This window comes from Parahoeflea alexandrii, assembly GCF_027214025.1.
Classification (GTDB): Bacteria; Pseudomonadota; Alphaproteobacteria; order Rhizobiales; family Rhizobiaceae; genus Hoeflea; species Hoeflea alexandrii_A.
Map to the genome: position 1 here is coordinate 452,200 of NZ_JAPWHB010000004.1, position 18,171 is coordinate 470,370.

Consider the following 18,171-nt stretch of genomic DNA (forward strand, 5'->3'; position numbering starts at 1 on the left):
AGGGCATATCGGGGCCAGAGCAAAAAAGGCGGCCGGAGAATATCTCCGGCCGCCGAAATGGCTGATCTCAGTAGCCGAGATCTTTCTTCTGCTCGTAGACGGCCTGCGGATCATCGGCCTGGGTGTAGAGCTTGGACTCCGTCTGGATGAACTTCGGCGGCATGGTGCCGTCCTTCATGTAGGCGGCGAGCGCGTCGAAGGCCGGGCCGGCCATGTTCGGGGTCAGTTCCACCGTGGCGTTGGCTTCGCCCGCGGCCATCGCCTGGAAGATGTCCGGCACGGCATCGATCGAGACCACCAGGATGTCAGAACCCGGCTTCAGGCCGGCTTCCTTGATCGCCTGGATGGCGCCGACGGCCATGTCGTCATTGTGGGCATAGAGCGCGCAGATGTTCTTGCCGCCGCCCTCGGCCTTGAGGAAGCTTTCCATCACTTCCTTGCCCTTGGTGCGGGTGAAGTCGCCGGTCTGGCTGCGGATCAGCTTGATGTTGTCATGACCCTTGATGGCCTGCTCGAAGCCATTCTTGCGGTCAATCGCCGGCGACGAGCCGGTGGTGCCCTGCAGCTCGACCACGTTGCAGTCCTTGCCTGCAAGCGTATCGACCAGCCACTGGCCGGCAACGCTGCCTTCATGCACCAGGTCGGAGCCGACCGCGGTCAGGTAGAGATCCTTCGACGAATCGACCATGCGGTCGAGCAGGATCACCGGAATTTCAGCTTCCTTGGCTTCCTCGAGCACCGAATCCCATCCGGTGGCGACCACCGGTGCGATCAGGATGGCGTCGACACCCTGCGCGATGAACGAGCGCAGCGCCTTGATCTGGTTTTCCTGCTTCTGCTGCGCATCGGCGAACTTCAGGTCGATGCCGCGTTCCTTGGCCTGCTGCAGCGTCAGCGTGGTCTCGGCCGCGCGCCAGCCCGACTCCGAACCGATCTGCGAAAAGCCGACAGTTTGCGCCATAACGCTGGACGACATCATAAGCATGGACGCGAGTACACCCGCTCCAACGAGAGCTTTCTTCGAAATCATGTTTTCCTCCCAAATTCAGGGCTCCTGCCCGAAGGCTAAAAAATCATACTATATTATTTTTGTAAACAGCCATTCTGGCGCCGGTCGCAAATGCCGGGCTCCCGCCCTCGGTCATGACGGCGGCGGCAAGTCCATAAAAGAATTCAAATATACGAATGTATTTTGACCCAGATCAATTGCCGCCGCCAAATCCTGTGGCACAGATGCGGAATAATTTTGGAGGAAACCCCGGATGACCTATTCAGATTTCGCGCCCTCGCGGCGCATGTTCCTCGGCCTCGCCGCAACTGGCGTGGCCGCCGCTACCCTTGGCGGCCCGGCCCGCTCGGCTCCGATCAAGACCTCCGCGCGTATTGTCATCATCGGCGCCGGCGCCGCCGGCACGGCCCTGGTCAACCGCTTGGTCGACCGGCTCGACGGCGCTGCGATCACCATTCTCGACGCCCGCGCGGAGCACCTCTACCAGCCTGGCCTGTCGCTGGTCGCCGCGGGGCTGAAGCCCGCGTCCTACACCCAGAGCAGGACCAGCGACTGGCTGCCCGGCGGCATCACCTACATCAACGAGGCCGCCGCCGGCATCGACCCCGAGACCCGCACCGTGACCACCTCCGGCGGCCAGAAGCTCGACTATGACTTTCTCGTCGTCGCCCCCGGCCTGGTTCTCGATCACGACGCCATCGAGGGCTTCTCGCTCGATCTCGTCGGCTCGAACGGCATCGGCGCGCTCTATGCCGGCCCCGACCATGCCGCGCGCACCTGGCAGGCCGCGTCGAAATTCACCCAAGAGGGCGGTGTCGGCATCTTCACCCGTCCGGCGACCGAGATGAAATGCGCCGGCGCCCCGCTCAAGCACACTTTCCTGATCGACGACATCGCCCGCACCGCCGGCAATGCCGGCAAGACCGAGATCGTCTACGCCGCCAACAACCAGAGCCTCTTCGGCGTGCCGATCGTCTCGGAAAAGGTGCGCATGCTGTTCGAGGACCGCGGCATCAAGCCCGCCTACAGCCATGTGCTCAAGTCCATTGAGCCGGGCCGTCAGCGCGCCACCTTCGCCACCCCCGACGGCGACACCGAGCTCGAATACGACTACCTGCATGTCATCCCGCCGCAGCGCGCTCCCGACGTGATCCGGCAGTCGGGCCTGTCCTGGGCCGACAAGTGGACCGACCAGGGCTGGGTGGAAGTCGACCAGCAGACGCTCAGGCATCTGCGCTACCCGGAGATCTTCGCGCTCGGCGATGTCGCCGGCGTGCCCAAGGGCAAGACCGCGGCCTCGGTCAAGTGGCAGGTTCCGGTGGTCGAGGACCATCTGGTCGCCGCCATCGACGGCCGGGAGGGCAGCGAAACCTACAACGGCTACACCTCCTGCCCGCTGATCACCCGCGTCGGCCGCGCCATGCTGATTGAGTTCGATTACAAGAACAATCTCACCCCCTCCTTCCCCGGCATCATCGCGCCCTTGGAGGAACTCTGGATCAGCTGGCTGATGAAGGAAGTGGCGCTGAAGGCCACCTACAACGCCATGCTGCGCGGCAAGGCCTGAGGAGAGCATCATGAAAGACCTGACCTTCACCACCCTGATCGCCGTCTTCGAGGAGATCTTCGGCCGCGGCCTGTTCTGGGCCATGGTGGTGGCCGCAGTCGCGATCACCGTCGCCTATCTCTACGTGCTTGTCCGCGACCGCTCGATGTCGATGCGCAAGTTCCTGCTGGCGCAGCTGTCGATGCCATTCGGCGCCATCGCCGCCGTGCTGTTCGTGCAGATGATCACCAGTTCCGGCTTCCGAGACATCGGCGGCCCGATCGACCTGATCGTCCTCCTGGGCGTGGCATTGCTCGGCGCCATAGGCACCGCCGTCCTGGTCTACACCCTGCAATCCTTGATCCGCTCGCCGACACGGTAGGCGGGGTGCGGGGATGCTATCGGGTGGAGTGGGCCGGATAAGGCGTTGCGTCGAAACCGGACCAAAGGGGATGATCACCTCCATGTGTGAGTATCTGGCCAAGTGAATTCCACTGCAGAGCCCCGGCAAAAGCGGGGGACCAGGCCAGCGCTTCCCTATGCCCTCCGCCTGACAGCAGCGCCATTTCCGGTTGTCACGCCATCAGATGGATCGGACAACCTTCCTGAAGGTCAGCGAGATCCTGCGTGACCGCTGGACCTTCCTCCCCTCGACAATATCGCTCTTGCGCGCCGGGATTTCGTGGGTCCATTCGTAGCGCGCGGCGCCCGTCAGCACCAATGCGGAACAAGGCTCAAGAATGATCGCCCGCGTCGCGCCACTCGGCCTGTGCCGGAAAACCATCTCGCATCGCGACAACAGGCTGATCGAGACAATGGTGTCATCGAAGCATGGCACGCAATCGACATGGGCGCTGATCCCCTGCCCGGGCAGATATTCATTGGCAATCACCTGATCCGGCACGCCGCCGGCAAATCCCGCCGCCGCCAGCCGTTCGCTCAATGATGCGAGCCAGGCAGGCAAGGCACCGAGAAATGCCTCCGCAGTGACCGCCCGTGCCCGGTAATCATAGCGGTATCCGAAGTGCTGCACCCGGCGCCTGAGTTCCGAATTCCATTCCCCGCCATCCAGATGACCGACAAGTGCCGCCTCCTCGGACGGGGATATGAACCCGGCAAGACAGACCGCGCCAGGCGGCAGATCCGCGGAGGTATCGCTCAACGAAGCATCCATTTCCTCGCCACCTGCTTCTTCCGGTGAAACACATAGGTCACGAATTCATCGCCTTCGCCAACGGCGCTTGCCCCATCGTCTTTCGTCTTCACATGAGTATAGCCCGGATAATCGGAAAAGTAGAACGGATAGGCAACCGGAATCTCGTATTCGTTGCGTTCAGCCGCACCGTCGACATCAAATGCACCATCATAGTGAGGGCTGTTAACCGCAGATATGGCAACAATGCCGTTGCCAGTCAGATGTTCGGTCGCACTTTTGAGAAAACGGCGAACCAGAATATGGTTCGGATTCCGGCCATACAATGGGTTCCTGCTCCCAACATTTGGGAACTGGAAAACAAGGAGGTCAAATTTGCTGCGCCCAAACCACTTTGATAGTTTTGTCGCATCAACACCCGACATGACCGTGGCACCGCTACGCCGAAGCACACGCGCATTGGCGCGCATCGCTTCCGTATAATCATCTTCGCCTTGAAAAGTCGTGGACGTCATGTTCTTGGCAGCCACACCAACAATTCTGGCTAGAGATCTGGAAAAGCTCAAGTTTCCCTCGCCGACTAGCAAAGAACGCCCCTTTTTGACCTTACCCGGAAAATCAAATGGCGCCTTTTGATCGAGTGTGCGCTTCAGTTCAAGCGCTGACAGCCAAAGTCTTTTCCACGCAATATCCGTCAGAGTTATGTCAGGCTCGCAACCCTCATATAGACGCATCTTTCGCTCTCAACTTTCTTGTTTGCAGAGACAGAAAGGATTTCACAAGCGACGGATACGGGGATATTAATTGGCGACTTTGCTATGCTAGACCACAGCTGCAAGAATCGTCGATCTACATAACATCTTGAAAAAATGCATCATCGGTTGGCTAAATAGCCAATGAACGCGAGATAGCCCTCCGGGATTATCGGGCCATTCATCCACACGCACGCAGCGAAAACATAGGGCTAAAGCTGTTGCTTGAATGGTAGCGGGAGAGGGACTCGAACCCCCGACACGCGGATTATGATTCCGCTGCTCTAACCAGCTGAGCTACCCCGCCGCCAGCCGCCGATGTGATCGGGCCGGACGGGCGGCATATAAGGTGCGGCCTGCGCCGGTGTCAAGCGCCGTTCGGGCTTTTCTTGCCTTCGCCCGCATATCGCCTGCGGCACGGCCTTGTGCCGTGGATTTGACGCCGGTTTGATGCGGGTTTGATGCCGCTCTGGCGGGGTGGAACGGCCAGGCACGACGCCATGCCGCAGGCAGTCCGGCCCTCGGGATCCGCACCGTGCCTTGCCATGGCCTGCCATCGGGTCTAATCCGGTCGCCGAAGGACGACAGCGCCGCCCATCCAACTGGATGCGCAAGCGACGCTGCAGCACTTTGAATTGATGCATGTCCGGCATCGCTCAATCAACTCCGATTGTGCGCGACATGCATTCGGACAAGAAGCACTCGGGAATCACCTGCCATGCAAAGCCCCCTCACCCCGGAAACCATGCCGAAGATCGTTGTCGTCGGATGCGGCTACTGGGGATCGAACCACGCCCGTACTTTTGCCGAGCTCGGCGCTCTTTATGGGGTGTCCGACCGCCATGAAGACCGCGCGCGCGAGCTGGCAGGCAGGCACGGCGTCCGCGCCATGAGCTTCGACGAGGTTCTCGCCGATCCCGCCGTCGACGGCGTGGTGCTGGCCCTGCCGCCGCAATATCACGCCGACCAGGCCATCGCGGTGCTCGAGGCAGGCAAGCACGTGCTGGTCGAAAAGCCCATTGCCCTGTCGGTGGCCGATGCGCGCCGCGTGGTCGATGCCGCCCAAAAGGCCGGCCTGATCGCCATGACCGGCCACGTGCTGCGTTTCCATCCGGCCTTCGAGGCGCTCGAGACGATGATCGCCGCGGGCGAATTGGGCGCCGTGCGCTACATCCATTCCCATCGGGTCGGGCTTGGCAAGTTCCACGCCGAGAATGATGCCCTGTGGGACATCGCGCCGCATGATCTGTCGCTGATCCTGGCGCTGACCGGCGAAAAGCCGATCAGTGTGCGCGGCGTCGGCTCGGCCATGCTCAACCGGCTGTCCGATTTCGCCCACCTGCACCTGCAATTCGCCAGCGGCGTGCGCAGCCACGTCTTCGCCTCGCGGCTCAACCCCTACCGCGAACGACGCCTTACTGTCATCGGGTCGAAGGCCATGGCGGTGTTCGACGATGTCGCGCCCTGGAACCAGAAGCTCGCAGTCTACCGGCACAAGCTGTGGGAAGACGACAATGGCTGGCAGTCCGAGATGGTCGATCCGGACTATGTGGCGATCCCCGACGGCATGCCGCTGACGCGCGAATGCGCCCATTTCCTCGACTGCATCGCCACAGGCGAAAAACCGCGCACCCCGGTCGCCGACGGCCTCGCGGTCATCGAGATCCTGTCGGAAGGCACCGTCCGGCACGATTGATGTGAAGTTTGATGCGGCAGCGCATGGCCGGGGCCTCGGGCAATGACCCCGATGCCCCGCTGACCTGTTGCGCTGTTTGCTGCTGCACCAGGCCTCAGGCGGCCGGCTGCAGCAGGGTGGACAGCATCGCCTCGGCCGCCGGCGAACGCTCCGATCGGTCGATGAAGCCGCCGCCGAACACCCGCGCCTCGTCGCCCGGCGCCGAATAGAGCACGCAGGCCTGCCCGGGCGCGACGCCCGCTTCGCCCTCGATGAGCTCGACCGAGATTTCGCCGCCCTCGCCGACCCGCAGGATCGCCGGCCGCGGCGGCCGGGTCGAGCGCACCTTGGCAAAGCAGTCCAGTCCCTCAGGCCCGATGTCCGAAAGCGGCGCGTCGCCGAGCCAGTTGACGTCGCGCAGGATCAGCCGCCGTGTATCCAGCGCCTCGCGCGGGCCGACGATCACCCGCCGCGAGCGGGCGTCGAGATGCACCACGTAAAGCGGATCGCCGGTGGCGACCCCGATGCCCCGGCGCTGGCCGATGGTGTAGTGGACGATGCCCTGGTGCTCACCCAGCACCCTGCCGTCGATATGCACGATCTCGCCGGCCAGGGCCGCATTCGGCTTCAGCTTGGTGATCACGTTGGCGTATTTGCCCTGCGGCACGAAACAGATGTCCTGGCTGTCGGCCTTGTCGGCCACGCTCAGGCCCATTTCCTCGGCCAGTTCGCGGGTGCGGATCTTCGGCAGCTCACCCAGCGGAAAACGGACATAGTCGAGCTGGTCCTGCGTGGTCGCGAACAGGAAATAACTCTGGTCGCGGTCCGAATCGATCGGCCGGTACAGCGCCCGCCGGCCCGGATTGCCCGGCGCCGGGTTGGGGCGCGAGCGGATATAGTGCCCGGTCGCCAGCGCGTCGGCGCCCAGATCGCGGGCGGTCGCCAACAGGTCGGCGAACTTGACGGTCTGGTTGCAGGCCACGCAGGGGATCGGCGTTTCGCCGGCGACATAGCTTTCGGCGAACGGATTGATCACCGCTTCCTGGAACCGCTTTTCATAATCGAGAACGTAATGCGGGATCCCCAGCGTCTCGCAGACGCGGCGGGCATCGTCGATGTCCTGGCCGGCGCAGCAGGAGCCGGCGCGGTGCACGGCGGCGCCATGATCGTAAAGCTGTAGCGTCACGCCGAGCACATCATAGCCCTCGCGCGCCAAGAGCCCCGCCACGACGGAGCTGTCAACGCCGCCCGACATGGCGACCACCACCCGCGTGTCGCGCGGGTCCTTATCAAAATCGAGACTGTTCACTGGCTTCCCCGGCATTCAACAGCGTTCAAGGCGCTGATCAAGCGGTTGCAAAAATTTCCTCGCGGACCCTTTCTTTATAGGGTGTGCGGCGCCCGGCAACAAGATGCCTTCCCGCCCGCGCGCCACTTGATCGCACCCCGGCAAAGGCCCTGTGCCAAAACTTACCAAATGCTTGCCGGCCCCTTAGCCAATTTTTAAACCCCAGCCTGTAGTCTCTGCTCGATAGGTCTTGAGTGTGTAAGAGAGTCCAATGACCGAAATGGTACGACCCCGCGTCAAATATGTCATCGGCCCCGATGGGAGTCCGTTGACGATAGCCGATCTGCCGCCCGCCAACACCCGTCGATGGGTGATCAGGCGCAAGGCTGAAGTGGTGGCCGCAGTTCGCGGCGGCCTCTTGAGCCTCGAGGAGGCTTGCGATCGCTATACGCTGACAGTTGAGGAATTCCTCTCCTGGCAGTCCTCCATCAGCGACCATGGCCTCGCCGGCCTGCGCACGACACGGATCCAGCAGTACCGGCATTGATCAAGTCCTGAAGCCCTCGGGCTTCATCGAGCGCTCATACCCGAATGCTTTACGGATGAAGCGGCAGCCTGCCGTCCTTGCGTGCCTTGCTGACAGCTTGGCCCGACCGCTTGGTACGTCGCTGTCGTGTTCCCGATCACGGGTGCCGGGTCAGGCTCCGGGCGGCGGGCCGGAGCGGCCGGCAAGCCCGTGGGCGATCGCCGCCGCCAGCGCCGAGCCCGCATAGAACCACAGGCCCGGCTGGGAAAACGCCTCGGCCAGCCCGCCGGTCTTGGCCGCGACGATCACCAGCGCCACCAGCACGACATCCATCAGCGACCAGCGGCTCAGATGCGGCAACAGCCGCGTGGCAAGCCCCGGCTTGTGCGAAAGCCCCAGGGCTTCGGCGGCAATCGCCACCAGCTTGACCACAGGAAACACCACCGAAACCAGCCCCACCACCACGGCCAGAACCGGATCGTCCCCTGTCCACAACGTCGCGATCACGCCCAGCAGCGACGGCGACTGGTCAAAAAAATACAGCGTTTCGAACCGCATCAGCGGCAACACGATGCCGAGCCCGAAAAACAGCGGCGCCAGCACCAATGCCAGGGCAAGCGTCAAACGCATCGATCTGCTCTCATACCCGCTCCCCGCCTGCCGGGCCTCGAACCGGTTTTGGTATCGAGACGACATCGGCTGGTTTAAACTGATGGCACGCATCTCCATATCCGAGTGCGGCAGAGATTGGCAATCAGGAGCACCCATGCAGATCAGTGAGGAAAACGGCCCGACCGGCGGACGCTACATCGCGAGGCTTGAAGGCGTCGAGGCCGAGATGACGTTCTCGCGCGCCTCGCCGCAGCTTGTCATCATCGATCACACCGGCGTCCCCGATAGCCTGCGCGGCAAGGGTGTCGGCCAGGCGCTGGCGCTTCATGCGGTTGAGGCCGCCCGTACCGGGGGATGGAAAATCATTCCGCTCTGCCCGTTCTTCAAGGCGCAGGCGCAACGGCATCCGGAATGGCGCGACGTGGTGAACTGAACCGGGCCGGAAGGCGGGCCGGGGAGCGCAGACACGACGGGGATATTCAGCGGCACAGCTCCGGGGCATCGTCCCCATCAACGCACGAAAGGCGCGGGCAACCGCCCGCGCCTGGCCTTTCGGCCATCTCTCTCATCTTGGCTTGTACGAACCGAACTCAGCCCGTCCGGCTTGACCTGTGTCCGGCGTCGCGCACTTCCAGTGCGGCCGCCTTCTCGAACTCGGCCTGCGCCTCTTCCAGCGCCAGTTCGGCCGCATCGAGCTGAACCTTCAATTCACGAATTGAGTTCTGCAGATTGTCGGACCGCTGGCGCGCGGCCTTTGCAAAGGTTGGATAGGCGAAATGGGAAGGATCGGTTATTCCGGCCTTCTTCTCCTCGGCAGTGATCTGGTACTCCAGCTCGGCTGCCATCTTTTCCATTTCTGCCATCATCAGCTGGATCTGCCCAAGCTGACGGGTCTTCTCGTTGACCTGGAATTGTTTCAGGCGAACGTGGCTCTCACGCGACTTCATACGCAATACTCCCGTGATGCGAGATCCCGGTTAATGAAACTCGTTACACTGGCAAACCCTGCCAGTCCCGGTGTGCAAATAATGACCACGACGTTAACTTTTTGTCCGCCGCGGTAACCATTCATTTACGGGCATCGTTAATACTACGCCTCATGGTTTAAGGCGGGGTAAACGGAAAGCATGATTTTTTCGCCCGCCATTCCGGAGTCCTTTGAATCACTTGGAGCCATTTCTTGATGTGTTGATTCAAGAAAATCCGAGAGTTTTTTTGGAGTAAAATCAGGAGTATGCCAGTGATAATTAACATTCTGATAGTGGTTGCCTAACCTGATCAGAATTTGTTAACCATTCCATGGCAGCCTCCAAATCAGGCAACGACTGGATCCGTATCGCGTAAGTGGATCTCAAACACCTTGCGGCGGCGGAAAAGGGGATAAATATGCGGGTTCTACTGATTGAGGATGACAGCGCCACGGCTCAGAGCATTGAGCTGATGCTGAAGTCTGAAAGCTTCAACGTGTACACCACCGATCTCGGTGAAGAGGGCGTCGACCTCGGCAAGCTCTACGACTACGACATCATTCTGCTCGACCTCAATCTGCCGGACATGTCCGGCTATGAAGTCCTGCGCACTCTCAGGCTTTCCAAGGTCAAGACCCCGATCCTGATCCTGTCCGGCATGGCCGGCATCGAGGACAAGGTTCGCGGTCTCGGTTTTGGCGCCGATGACTACATGACCAAGCCGTTCCACAAGGACGAGCTGGTGGCGCGCATTCACGCCATCGTCCGCCGTTCCAAGGGCCACGCCCAGTCGGTCATCACCACCGGCGACCTGGTGGTCAACCTCGACGCCAAGACCGTCGAAGTTGGTGCACAGCGGGTTCACCTCACCGGCAAGGAATACCAGATGCTGGAGCTGCTTTCGCTCCGCAAGGGCACGACGCTCACCAAGGAAATGTTCCTCAACCACCTCTACGGTGGCATGGACGAGCCGGAACTCAAGATCATCGACGTCTTCATCTGCAAGCTGCGCAAGAAACTTGCGACCTCGGCCGGCGGCAAGAACTACATCGAGACTGTCTGGGGCCGCGGCTACGTGCTGCGCGAACCCGACGAAAACGAAATCCTCGAAAGCGCCTGATCCCTCCTCCCCTTTCCCGGGATTGGGCCTGAAACAGCAAAAACCCGCCGGTTCGGCGGGTTTTTTTATGTCCTGGAGGGCTCGCCCCATCGGTCGATGGACGAGCAAGTCTCCAACGGTTCGGGAAGGGTCAGGCGGCGGCGGCGTAAGGCGCGAAGGCTTCCGTCAGGCTGCGGCGGTCGAACGGTTTGAGCAGGAAATCGTCGGCGCCGGCGCGCTTGCCCGCCATCATCTGCTTGAATTCCTTTTCGATCATCAGGTAGTAGATGCGCACATCCTTGCCGCCTTCCATCTGGCGCACCGACGAGATCAGGTCCAGCGCGCCGGTCATGCCCGCATCGACGCACAGGACATCGGGAAGCTGCGCATCACACATGATCATCGCTTCACCGGCATTGGACGCCTCGATGACGAGATAGTCCAGCCCGGTCAGGATGCGCTTGGCAACCTTGCAAATCACGGCGGAATCATCGGCAATCATAAAGCGGCGCATGGCGCGTCTCCCTTGGCTTCTTCCTGGCGCACCCGCTGGCGGATGCGCCCTCACTGCAGGGAAGACTAGCTCAAGGGAGCGAACATTTCGTAATCAGACAGGCTTAACGGAGCGTTGCCGCTTCCCCGGCCCCTGTCTCAGGCTGCAGCCTTGCGTTCGGCGGTGAACACCACCTCGTCCGCATTGGCCGAACAGGAAAGCGTAAGCCCGGCTTCATCCGCCAGGAGCACGGTATAGTAGGGCTGAATCGAGTGGGCATCGATTGCCTCGTCGACATTGCCGGAATAGATCTCCAGGAATTTCGGCGGCACCCGCACCATCTTGCCCTTGCAGACCAGGCGGAACTTAGGATCGGTCTCCGGCGTCTCCACCGTCACATCAATTTCGCCACCGCGCGGAATGGCCCCGTAGGCGACAAGGAACAGGTTGAGCAGCAGCTTGACCTGGTTCTTCGGAATGATGGCGCGCGGCCCGCTCCACCGCACTTCGGTTTTCTTGTCGGCCGACACATAGTCGAGCACTGCCTTTTCGGCTTCGCCGGTGTCGATCGAGGCGCCCACCGACCCCGATGCGCCGAAGGCAAGCCGGGCGAACTTGAGCCGCACCGAAGCGTTGAGCGCGCTGGTGCGGATCAGGTCCATTGCATCGGCATCGGCGCCGCCCTCATCCAGCAGCTCCAGCCCGTTGTTGATCGCGCCGACCGGCGAGATGATGTCGTGGCACACGCGGCTGCACAAAAGCGCTGCCAGGTCTGGACCTGCCAGGGTCAGGTTATGGTTTTTCGACATCAAGAATCTCCTCTTTGTGCCCCGCGCGTCGAATCGGCTGGGCAGCAAAATCGCATCAGGTGCGGTTTATCGCAAGCGCTTCGGGCCATGGGCCGACAGTTGGCCATGGCCGAAAATTGCTTCGCATATCCTGCCCTAAAGACACCACATTTGGTAAACTGCTTATTAAGATCGGCGCGCCACAATGTGATCAATGTTTCCTGCGGTATCTACCGTCCCATCAACGGAGTGGACTCTATGATCGTGTCCCGCTTTTGCCTTCGTGCATTTGCCACCTTTCTTCTCGCGCTGCTGCTTGTTTCCGGAACGGTTCCGGGAGCGACCGCGCAGGCGGCGAATTCATCGCAATACAGCATGCAGGAGATCATCGACGCCGGCCATGGCTTCTTCGGAACCACATCCGGCGGTCTCGCCAAGGTTGTCGAGAAGGCATTCCAGTCCTACGGACTGCCGAACGGCTACGTTCTCGGCCAGGAAGCCTCCGGCGCCCTGATCGGCGGCCTGACCTACGGCGAAGGTCAGCTCTACACCAAGAATGCCGGCCAGCACGACCTGTTCTGGCAAGGCCCGTCGATCGGCTGGGACTATGGTGGCGACGGCAACCGGACCATGATGCTGGTCTACAACCTCCCCAGCGTCGAAGCCGTCTATGGCCGGTTTGGCGGCGTATCGGGCTCGGCCTACGTGATCGCCGGTCTTGGCATGACGGTGCTCAAGCGCGGCGATATACTGATGGTTCCCATTCGCACCGGCGTCGGCGCACGGCTGGGCATCAATATCGGCTATCTGAAAATGACCCAGACACCGACCTGGAACCCGTTCTAGCTGATCCGGGGTTTTTTGAAGACGTCAGGCGGCCGCTTGCGGCCGCCTTTTTATTGCAGCAATCCCTTGGGATTCCGCCTTCTGCGTCCCACCTTCACCTCTTGCCGCTTGCCGATTCGGCCCCGCCATGCTTAATGCTTCCGCAGGTTTGGCCGGGCCCTTCTTGAGCCCTGCCCGTGACAATGTGGATACGGTGTGATCGAGTTTGTCCTGTTATTTGCGCTGGGTTTTCTGGCCGCCGCTCTTGTCGGGCTGATCGTTGCGCCGATCATCCAGCGCCGGGTGGTAAGTCTGACCGAGCGCAGGATCCGCGCCAGCGTGCCGCTTTCCACGGCCGAGATCCGCGCCGACAAGGATATGGCGCGAGCGGCCTTTGCGGCTGAAAACGCCCGTCTGTCGGTCGATCTCAAGCACAACCGCGACCTGCTCACCGAAAGTGTGGCGCGGGGTACTCGGCTGAGCAACGAACTGGTCGCCATTCGTGCCGAAAAGCTCGATGCGGAAAAACGCATCGAAGAGCAGGATGCCGACATTCGTGATCTTCATTCGCAGGTAAACGAGCGCGACGCCAGGATCACCACCCTGACCGGCAATTTCGGCGACGCGGCGCGGCTGGCCGAGGCCCGCAAGCACGAAATCGCCATGCGCGATGACAAGATCAACCGCCTCGGCGCCGAGATCGAGGAGCTTCGCATCGACGTCGTCACCCTCGACACCGAAGCGGAGAATTTCAAGTCCCAGATCAGGGAACTCCGCACCGAACGCAACGCCTTGCGCGACTCGCTCAAGGACTCGGAAAGCGTCAGCCGCGACCTGGAAAACCGGCTGAAAAGCAACGACGAGCGGCTGGCTCAAAGCGAGGAGAAGCTCGCCAAGGCGATTACGGCGCTGACCGATCGCGAGAACGCGCTGGAACGCCGGATCGCCGAAGTCGAGCGGTTCAAGGCGAAAAACCGCGAACTCTCCGACGAGTTGCGGCAAACCAAGAGCGCCCTCAAGGAAGCCAACAGCCTGGCGCGAAAGGCCGCCGTGAGCGGCCGCAACGGCGCCGCCCGGCAGACCCCGCCAACCGCCGCGCCGCCGCAGGCCGGCAACATCGCCGGTGACGCAGCAGAAAGCGCCGCCACCGAAACACCCGCTCCAGCCGCAACTGAACCGGCGGACAAGGCCGCGCAGCCAGGCGCCGAAATTCACCAGATCGCCAGGGACAAGCCCGCCGCCCAGCCGAAACCCTCCGTCGAGCAGGCCCCCGTAAAACAGGCCGCCACGGCGAAGCCGCAAGGCACCGAAGACCTCTCCGAAGACGAAAAGATCGACCGTCTTCGCGCCCGCCAGGCGGCGCTGATCGAGCGATTGCTGAAAGCCGACAGCAGCAGCAACGACGCGGCGTTGCGGCGCGAGATCGCCACCGTCGCCGCGATGATGGTGGAACTGACCGCCAGCCGGGACGGCGACGCCTCGCCGATCTACAATATCCTCAAGGGCAGCGAAGACCCCGTCCAGCCTGGCAGCAGCGAGCCGAGTCTCGCCGCCCGCGCCCGCGAGATGCTTGCCGGCAACGGCTGAGACCTCAGTGCTGGGGGCTGACCAGTAAAGACCCGGCTACAGCGCCGCGCATCCAAACGGATGCGCAAAGGTCGCTGTAAGACATTGAAATAATGCATGTACGTTATCGCTCAAATGATTCCATTTGAGCGCGACATGCATTAGGGGCTGTCCGGCCCATGCGGGTCGAGGCGTGCCAAAGCGCGATGCCGCTGGCGGTGGCGACATTCAGACTGTCCATCCCCGGCGCCTGCTCGATCCTGAGCGTCCTGATCCGGGCGATGAGTTCGGCGGGCAACCCCTCGCCCTCGGTGCCGGCAAGCAGCGCCAGGCGTTGGCCCGGCTGAAAGCTGCTCAGCGCCTCCGCGCCGCGTGGCGACAGCCCGGCAACCTCGAAGCCGTGCGCCGAGAGCGCGCTCACCATTTCCTCGATCGAGCCGGCCCGGCAGAACGGAACCCTCAGCGCCGCCCCGACCGAAACCCGGATCGCCTTGCGGTAGAGCGGATCGCAGCAGGAGCTATCAAGCACCACGCCTTCGGCGCCGAACACCCCGGCATTGCGGAAGATGCCGCCGATATTGTCGTGATTGGCAATGCCGCAGGCGGCCACCAGCAGGGCTTTTTCCGGCAATCCCGACAGGAACGCCTCGAACGAGGTGGCCGGCAGGTGCCGCCCGACAGCCAGGATCCCGCGATGCATGGCAAAGCCCACCGCCGCATCCAGCACCTCGCGGCCGGCGACATAGACCGGGCAGCCGGGATCAATCCGGGCGAGAACGTCGCCAAGCCCGTCGACCCGGTTTTCGAGGATCAGAGCCTTTTCGAGCACAAACCGCCTGGAACCTGCCTCGGCGTCCATCAGCGCCTGCAGCACCACCCGGCCCTCGGCGATGAAGCGGTCGCCCCGGCCGGCGAGATCGCGGTCGCGCATCGCGGTGAACTCGGCGATGCGCGGGTCTGCCGGATCCTCGATCCTGACGAGCCGTGCCCGGATTTCCGGCTCCATGGTCAGCGGGTGATCACGACGATGTCGCTGACAATGCGCCCGACCGAGATGTCGTGAACGATGACGCGGCGCGAACCGTCGGCGGCGCGGCCGAAGAAGCCGATCCGGTTGCCGTCGAGCGTCACGCTTTCGACGACGAAGCCGGCCGGCAGCGCCGCCACGCCCTCGACCGGTGCGTCGGAGGGAACGCTGCCTGCGGAACCTGCCACCTGCGCGGCGCCGGCGGCGGGATCGTCCCTGCTCGTGAATTTATAGACAATCGCGCCCAGCACGGTCATAAGACCGATGAACATGATGCCGATCGACACGGCCAGCAGCCGGACCATCTTGCGCCGGACTTTTTCCATCTCTGGATCAAGCGGCTTCTCGTCGAGATCGTCCTCGTTGATTTTCGACATTTCCATTCCTTGCCGGGCGGACCCTGATAGTGAAGAACGCGACACCGTTTACCGAAGCCGACAGCGATAGGGAAGCCCAGGATGCTCTCAATGGCGAGACGGGCAAACAGACCCTGGTCGCCGGCGAGGATGCCGAAGGCCGGCTCGACGCCTGGCTGGCCACTGAACTGGAGCCCGACCTGTCGCGCAGCCGCATCAAGGCGCTGATCGAGGCCGGCGCGGTGAGCGTCAACGGCGTGGCGGCGAAACAGGCTAAGCACAAGATCCATCCAGGCGACCGGGTCGAGCTCGACATGCCCGAACCTGAGGACGCCGATCCCGTCGGCGAGGACATCCCGCTCGAGATCCTCTACGAGGACGACCACCTGATCGTCATCAACAAGCAGGCGGGCCTCGTGGTGCATCCGGGTGCGGGCAACTGGACAGGCACCCTGGTCAATGCGCTGATTTATCATTGCGGCGACAGCCTGTCGGGCATCGGCGGCGTCAAGCGGCCCGGCATCGTCCACCGGCTCGACCGCGACACGACGGGCGTCATGGTGGTGGCGAAGAACGACCTGGCGCACCGCCATTTGGCAGAACAGTTCGCCGACCACGGGCTAACCGGCCCGCTCGAACGCGCCTACCAGGCCATCGTCTGGGGCAAGCCGCAGGGACTGAAGGGCACCATCAACGCGAGCCTCGGCCGCGCCCGCGACCGCATCCGCCGCGCCGTCCGCACCGATCACGGCGACGATGTCCGTCATGCGGTAACCCACTACCTGGTCTGCGAGCGCTATGACGAAAAACCGGACGGCACCTGCGCCGCCAGCCTCGTCGAATGCCGGCTGGAAACCGGCCGCACCCACCAGATCCGCGTTCACATGGCCCATATCGGCCATCCGCTGATCGGCGATCTCGACTATGGCGGAGCCTTCCGCACCAAGGCCAACCGGCTGCCCGACGACATCCGCGAGATCGTCAACACCTTTCCGCGCCAGGCGCTGCACGCGTTCCTGCTGGTGTTCGAGCATCCCGCGACCGGCGAAACGCTGCGCTTCGAGGCCCCGCTTCCCGCCGACATGGAACAGCTGCGCGCGAGCCTTGCAGGCCTCTGAGCCGGCCCGGCTGGCCTCTTCCGGGCCTCTTCACGCTTCCGTGATACCGGTTGCACCTTGAACCCGGGTTTCGCCACAATTAAATGCCACGTGAGGAAAGTTCGGATGCGATGTTCGGTCCGGACCTTCAGGCTTGCCGCAAGGAAGCCGAAAATCGGGATAAGGGGGTGCTGTCATGGCCCAAGTCAAATTGCCGTCCATTTCCGCGGGCGAAAACGGTCTCAATCGCTATCTTGCCGAGATCCGCAAGTTCCCCATGCTGGAACCGCAGGAAGAATACATGCTGGCCAAGCGGTTCCTCGAGCACGAGGACACCAAGGCCGCTCACAAGCTCGTCACCAGCCATTTGCGCCTGGTCGCCAAGATCGCCATGGGCTATCGCGGCTACGGCCTGCCAATCGGAGAGGTCATTTCCGAGGGCAATGTCGGGCTGATGCAGGCCGTCAAGAAATTCGATCCGGAGCGGGGTTTCCGGCTGGCCACCTACGCCATGTGGTGGATCAAGGCCTCGATCCAGGAATACATCCTGCGCTCGTGGAGCCTGGTCAAGATGGGCACCACCGCCAACCAGAAGCGGCTGTTCTTCAACCTGCGCAAGGTCAAGAGCAAGATCCAGGCCGTCGAGGACGGCGACCTGCGCCCCGACCAGGTGGCCGAAATCGCCACCAAGCTCAACGTGTCGGAGGAAGAGGTCATCTCGATGAACCGCCGGCTTGCCGGCGATGCGTCGCTGAATGCGCCGATCCGCGCCAGCGAGGGCGAATCCGGTCAGTGGCAGGACTGGCTGGTCGATGATTCCGACAACCAGGAAGACATGCTGGTCGAGCAGGACGAACTCGAAACCCGCCGCGCCATGCTGAAAAGCGCGCTGTCCGTGCTCAACGAGCGCGAAAAGCGCATCTTCGAGGCCCGCCGTCTGCGCGACGATCCGATCACGCTGGAGGATCTCTCCACCGAGTTCGACATCTCCCGCGAGCGCGTCCGCCAGATCGAGGTACGCGCCTTTGAGAAGGTCCAGGACGCCGTCCAGAAGGCGGCCGCCGCCCGCGCCCGGGCGCTGGTAACCGTCGAGGACTGACCGCACGGCTCACATGGCCAGACATTGAGACCCCGGAGGCGGAGACGCTTTCGAGGTTTTTTGTGCGTAGCCCGCCGTCATCCGTCCGCCGCCCCCTTCCCCCCACGCCAAAATCCCGCGCGGAAAACAAAATCTCGCCGGCGGCATGGGGGCAGTCCGGTGTCCGGCAAATCATCCGGACTCGTGGGGCGCGGGCGGCTGGCCCGTGGTGGTTGGAAGAGTGTGGCTTGGCACGGTCGCCCGCGCCCCACCGGTGAGGGACCCTCGCACCTTCCGGGCGCGAAGCTGGCCC

At 62.6% G+C, this 18,171-nt stretch carries 20 protein-coding genes and 1 tRNA gene; 10 read left to right on the forward strand and 11 right to left on the reverse strand.

Features of this window, described 5'->3' with window-relative positions:
* Positions 1–67: 67 nt before the first annotated feature.
* Positions 68–1,030, reverse strand: coding sequence for a galactofuranose ABC transporter, galactofuranose-binding protein YtfQ (gene ytfQ, locus O4H62_RS15720; protein WP_269389233.1), 963 nt, complete (start codon positions 1,028–1,030; stop codon positions 68–70).
* Between the two features lie 232 nt (positions 1,031–1,262).
* Between ytfQ and O4H62_RS15725 the strand changes: the two genes are divergently transcribed.
* Both O4H62_RS15725 and O4H62_RS15730 read left to right on the forward strand, forming a co-directional pair.
* Positions 1,263–2,576 carry an NAD(P)/FAD-dependent oxidoreductase gene (locus O4H62_RS15725; protein ID WP_269389235.1) on the forward strand — a complete coding sequence of 438 codons (1,314 nt, stop codon included), beginning with the start codon at positions 1,263–1,265 and terminating at the stop codon, positions 2,574–2,576.
* A gap of 10 nt (positions 2,577–2,586) precedes the next feature.
* Positions 2,587–2,937 carry a DUF5368 domain-containing protein gene (locus tag O4H62_RS15730; RefSeq protein ID WP_269389236.1) on the forward strand — a complete coding sequence of 117 codons (351 nt, stop codon included), beginning with the start codon at positions 2,587–2,589 and terminating at the stop codon, positions 2,935–2,937.
* Positions 2,938–3,138: 201 nt separating this feature from the next.
* On the opposite strand, the gene O4H62_RS15735 is transcribed toward O4H62_RS15730, so the two are convergent.
* From O4H62_RS15735 to O4H62_RS15745, 3 genes are all read right to left on the reverse strand, one after another.
* Complete coding sequence (locus O4H62_RS15735) at positions 3,139–3,717, reverse strand: alpha-ketoglutarate-dependent dioxygenase AlkB (RefSeq protein WP_269389238.1); 579 nt, start codon at positions 3,715–3,717, stop codon at positions 3,139–3,141.
* Positions 3,714–4,442 carry a class I SAM-dependent methyltransferase gene (locus tag O4H62_RS15740; protein WP_269389240.1) on the reverse strand — a complete coding sequence of 243 codons (729 nt, stop codon included), beginning with the start codon at positions 4,440–4,442 and terminating at the stop codon, positions 3,714–3,716. Before O4H62_RS15740 ends, O4H62_RS15735 begins: the two co-directional genes overlap by 4 nt.
* Positions 4,443–4,690: 248 nt before the next feature.
* Positions 4,691–4,767, reverse strand: a tRNA-Met gene (locus tag O4H62_RS15745).
* 411 nt (positions 4,768–5,178) lie between these two features.
* Between O4H62_RS15745 and O4H62_RS15750 the strand changes: the two genes are divergently transcribed.
* Positions 5,179–6,156, forward strand: coding sequence for a Gfo/Idh/MocA family protein (locus O4H62_RS15750; protein ID WP_269389241.1), 978 nt, complete (start codon positions 5,179–5,181; stop codon positions 6,154–6,156).
* A 94-nt stretch (positions 6,157–6,250) separates the two neighbouring features.
* Here the strand turns inward: O4H62_RS15750 and mnmA are convergent, their stop codons facing one another.
* Complete coding sequence (gene mnmA, locus O4H62_RS15755) at positions 6,251–7,459, reverse strand: tRNA 2-thiouridine(34) synthase MnmA (RefSeq protein WP_269389242.1); 1,209 nt, start codon at positions 7,457–7,459, stop codon at positions 6,251–6,253.
* A gap of 235 nt (positions 7,460–7,694) precedes the next feature.
* Here mnmA and O4H62_RS15760 point away from each other — a divergent pair, with 235 nt between their 5' ends.
* Positions 7,695–7,970 carry a DUF1153 domain-containing protein gene (locus tag O4H62_RS15760; RefSeq protein ID WP_269389244.1) on the forward strand — a complete coding sequence of 92 codons (276 nt, stop codon included), beginning with the start codon at positions 7,695–7,697 and terminating at the stop codon, positions 7,968–7,970.
* 150 nt (positions 7,971–8,120) lie between these two features.
* Here the strand turns inward: O4H62_RS15760 and O4H62_RS15765 are convergent, their stop codons facing one another.
* Positions 8,121–8,579, reverse strand: a complete 459-nt coding sequence (locus O4H62_RS15765) for a paraquat-inducible protein A (protein ID WP_269389246.1) — start codon at positions 8,577–8,579, stop codon at positions 8,121–8,123.
* Between the two features lie 136 nt (positions 8,580–8,715).
* Here O4H62_RS15765 and O4H62_RS15770 point away from each other — a divergent pair, with 136 nt between their 5' ends.
* Positions 8,716–8,994 carry a GNAT family N-acetyltransferase gene (locus tag O4H62_RS15770; RefSeq protein ID WP_269389247.1) on the forward strand — a complete coding sequence of 93 codons (279 nt, stop codon included), beginning with the start codon at positions 8,716–8,718 and terminating at the stop codon, positions 8,992–8,994.
* A 157-nt stretch (positions 8,995–9,151) separates the two neighbouring features.
* On the opposite strand, the gene O4H62_RS15775 is transcribed toward O4H62_RS15770, so the two are convergent.
* The gene (locus O4H62_RS15775; protein ID WP_269389249.1) at positions 9,152–9,508 is read right to left on the reverse strand and encodes a flagellar export protein FliJ; all 357 of its coding nucleotides are present in this window, start codon (positions 9,506–9,508) and stop codon (positions 9,152–9,154) included.
* Positions 9,509–9,947: 439 nt separating this feature from the next.
* Between O4H62_RS15775 and ctrA the strand changes: the two genes are divergently transcribed.
* Entirely contained in the window at positions 9,948–10,649 is a 702-nt protein-coding gene (ctrA, locus tag O4H62_RS15780) for a response regulator transcription factor CtrA (RefSeq protein WP_269389250.1), read from the forward strand.
* A gap of 130 nt (positions 10,650–10,779) precedes the next feature.
* Here the strand turns inward: ctrA and O4H62_RS15785 are convergent, their stop codons facing one another.
* Positions 10,780–11,142, reverse strand: coding sequence for a response regulator (locus O4H62_RS15785; RefSeq protein WP_269389251.1), 363 nt, complete (start codon positions 11,140–11,142; stop codon positions 10,780–10,782).
* A gap of 137 nt (positions 11,143–11,279) precedes the next feature.
* Positions 11,280–11,930: a histidine phosphotransferase ChpT gene (chpT, locus tag O4H62_RS15790; RefSeq protein ID WP_269389253.1), complete on the reverse strand. Its 651-nt coding sequence runs from the start codon at positions 11,928–11,930 to the stop codon at positions 11,280–11,282.
* A 237-nt stretch (positions 11,931–12,167) separates the two neighbouring features.
* Here chpT and O4H62_RS15795 point away from each other — a divergent pair, with 237 nt between their 5' ends.
* Both O4H62_RS15795 and O4H62_RS15800 read left to right on the forward strand, forming a co-directional pair.
* Positions 12,168–12,755 (forward strand): DUF1134 domain-containing protein, encoded by a 588-nt coding sequence (locus O4H62_RS15795; RefSeq protein WP_269389255.1) that lies wholly within the window; start codon positions 12,168–12,170, stop codon positions 12,753–12,755.
* A 195-nt stretch (positions 12,756–12,950) separates the two neighbouring features.
* Positions 12,951–14,321, forward strand: coding sequence for a hypothetical protein (locus O4H62_RS15800; RefSeq protein WP_269389257.1), 1,371 nt, complete (start codon positions 12,951–12,953; stop codon positions 14,319–14,321).
* Between the two features lie 103 nt (positions 14,322–14,424).
* On the opposite strand, the gene O4H62_RS15805 is transcribed toward O4H62_RS15800, so the two are convergent.
* Complete coding sequence (locus O4H62_RS15805) at positions 14,425–15,306, reverse strand: TrmH family RNA methyltransferase (protein ID WP_430538444.1); 882 nt, start codon at positions 15,304–15,306, stop codon at positions 14,425–14,427.
* Positions 15,307–15,308: 2 nt separating this feature from the next.
* Complete coding sequence (locus O4H62_RS15810; protein WP_269389258.1) at positions 15,309–15,704, reverse strand: hypothetical protein; 396 nt, start codon at positions 15,702–15,704, stop codon at positions 15,309–15,311.
* 113 nt (positions 15,705–15,817) lie between these two features.
* Here O4H62_RS15810 and O4H62_RS15815 point away from each other — a divergent pair, with 113 nt between their 5' ends.
* Positions 15,818–16,801 (forward strand): RluA family pseudouridine synthase, encoded by a 984-nt coding sequence (locus O4H62_RS15815; RefSeq protein ID WP_269389495.1) that lies wholly within the window; start codon positions 15,818–15,820, stop codon positions 16,799–16,801.
* A 175-nt stretch (positions 16,802–16,976) separates the two neighbouring features.
* Positions 16,977–17,879: an RNA polymerase sigma factor RpoH gene (gene rpoH, locus O4H62_RS15820; protein WP_269389259.1), complete on the forward strand. Its 903-nt coding sequence runs from the start codon at positions 16,977–16,979 to the stop codon at positions 17,877–17,879.
* Positions 17,880–18,171 lie beyond the last annotated feature (292 nt).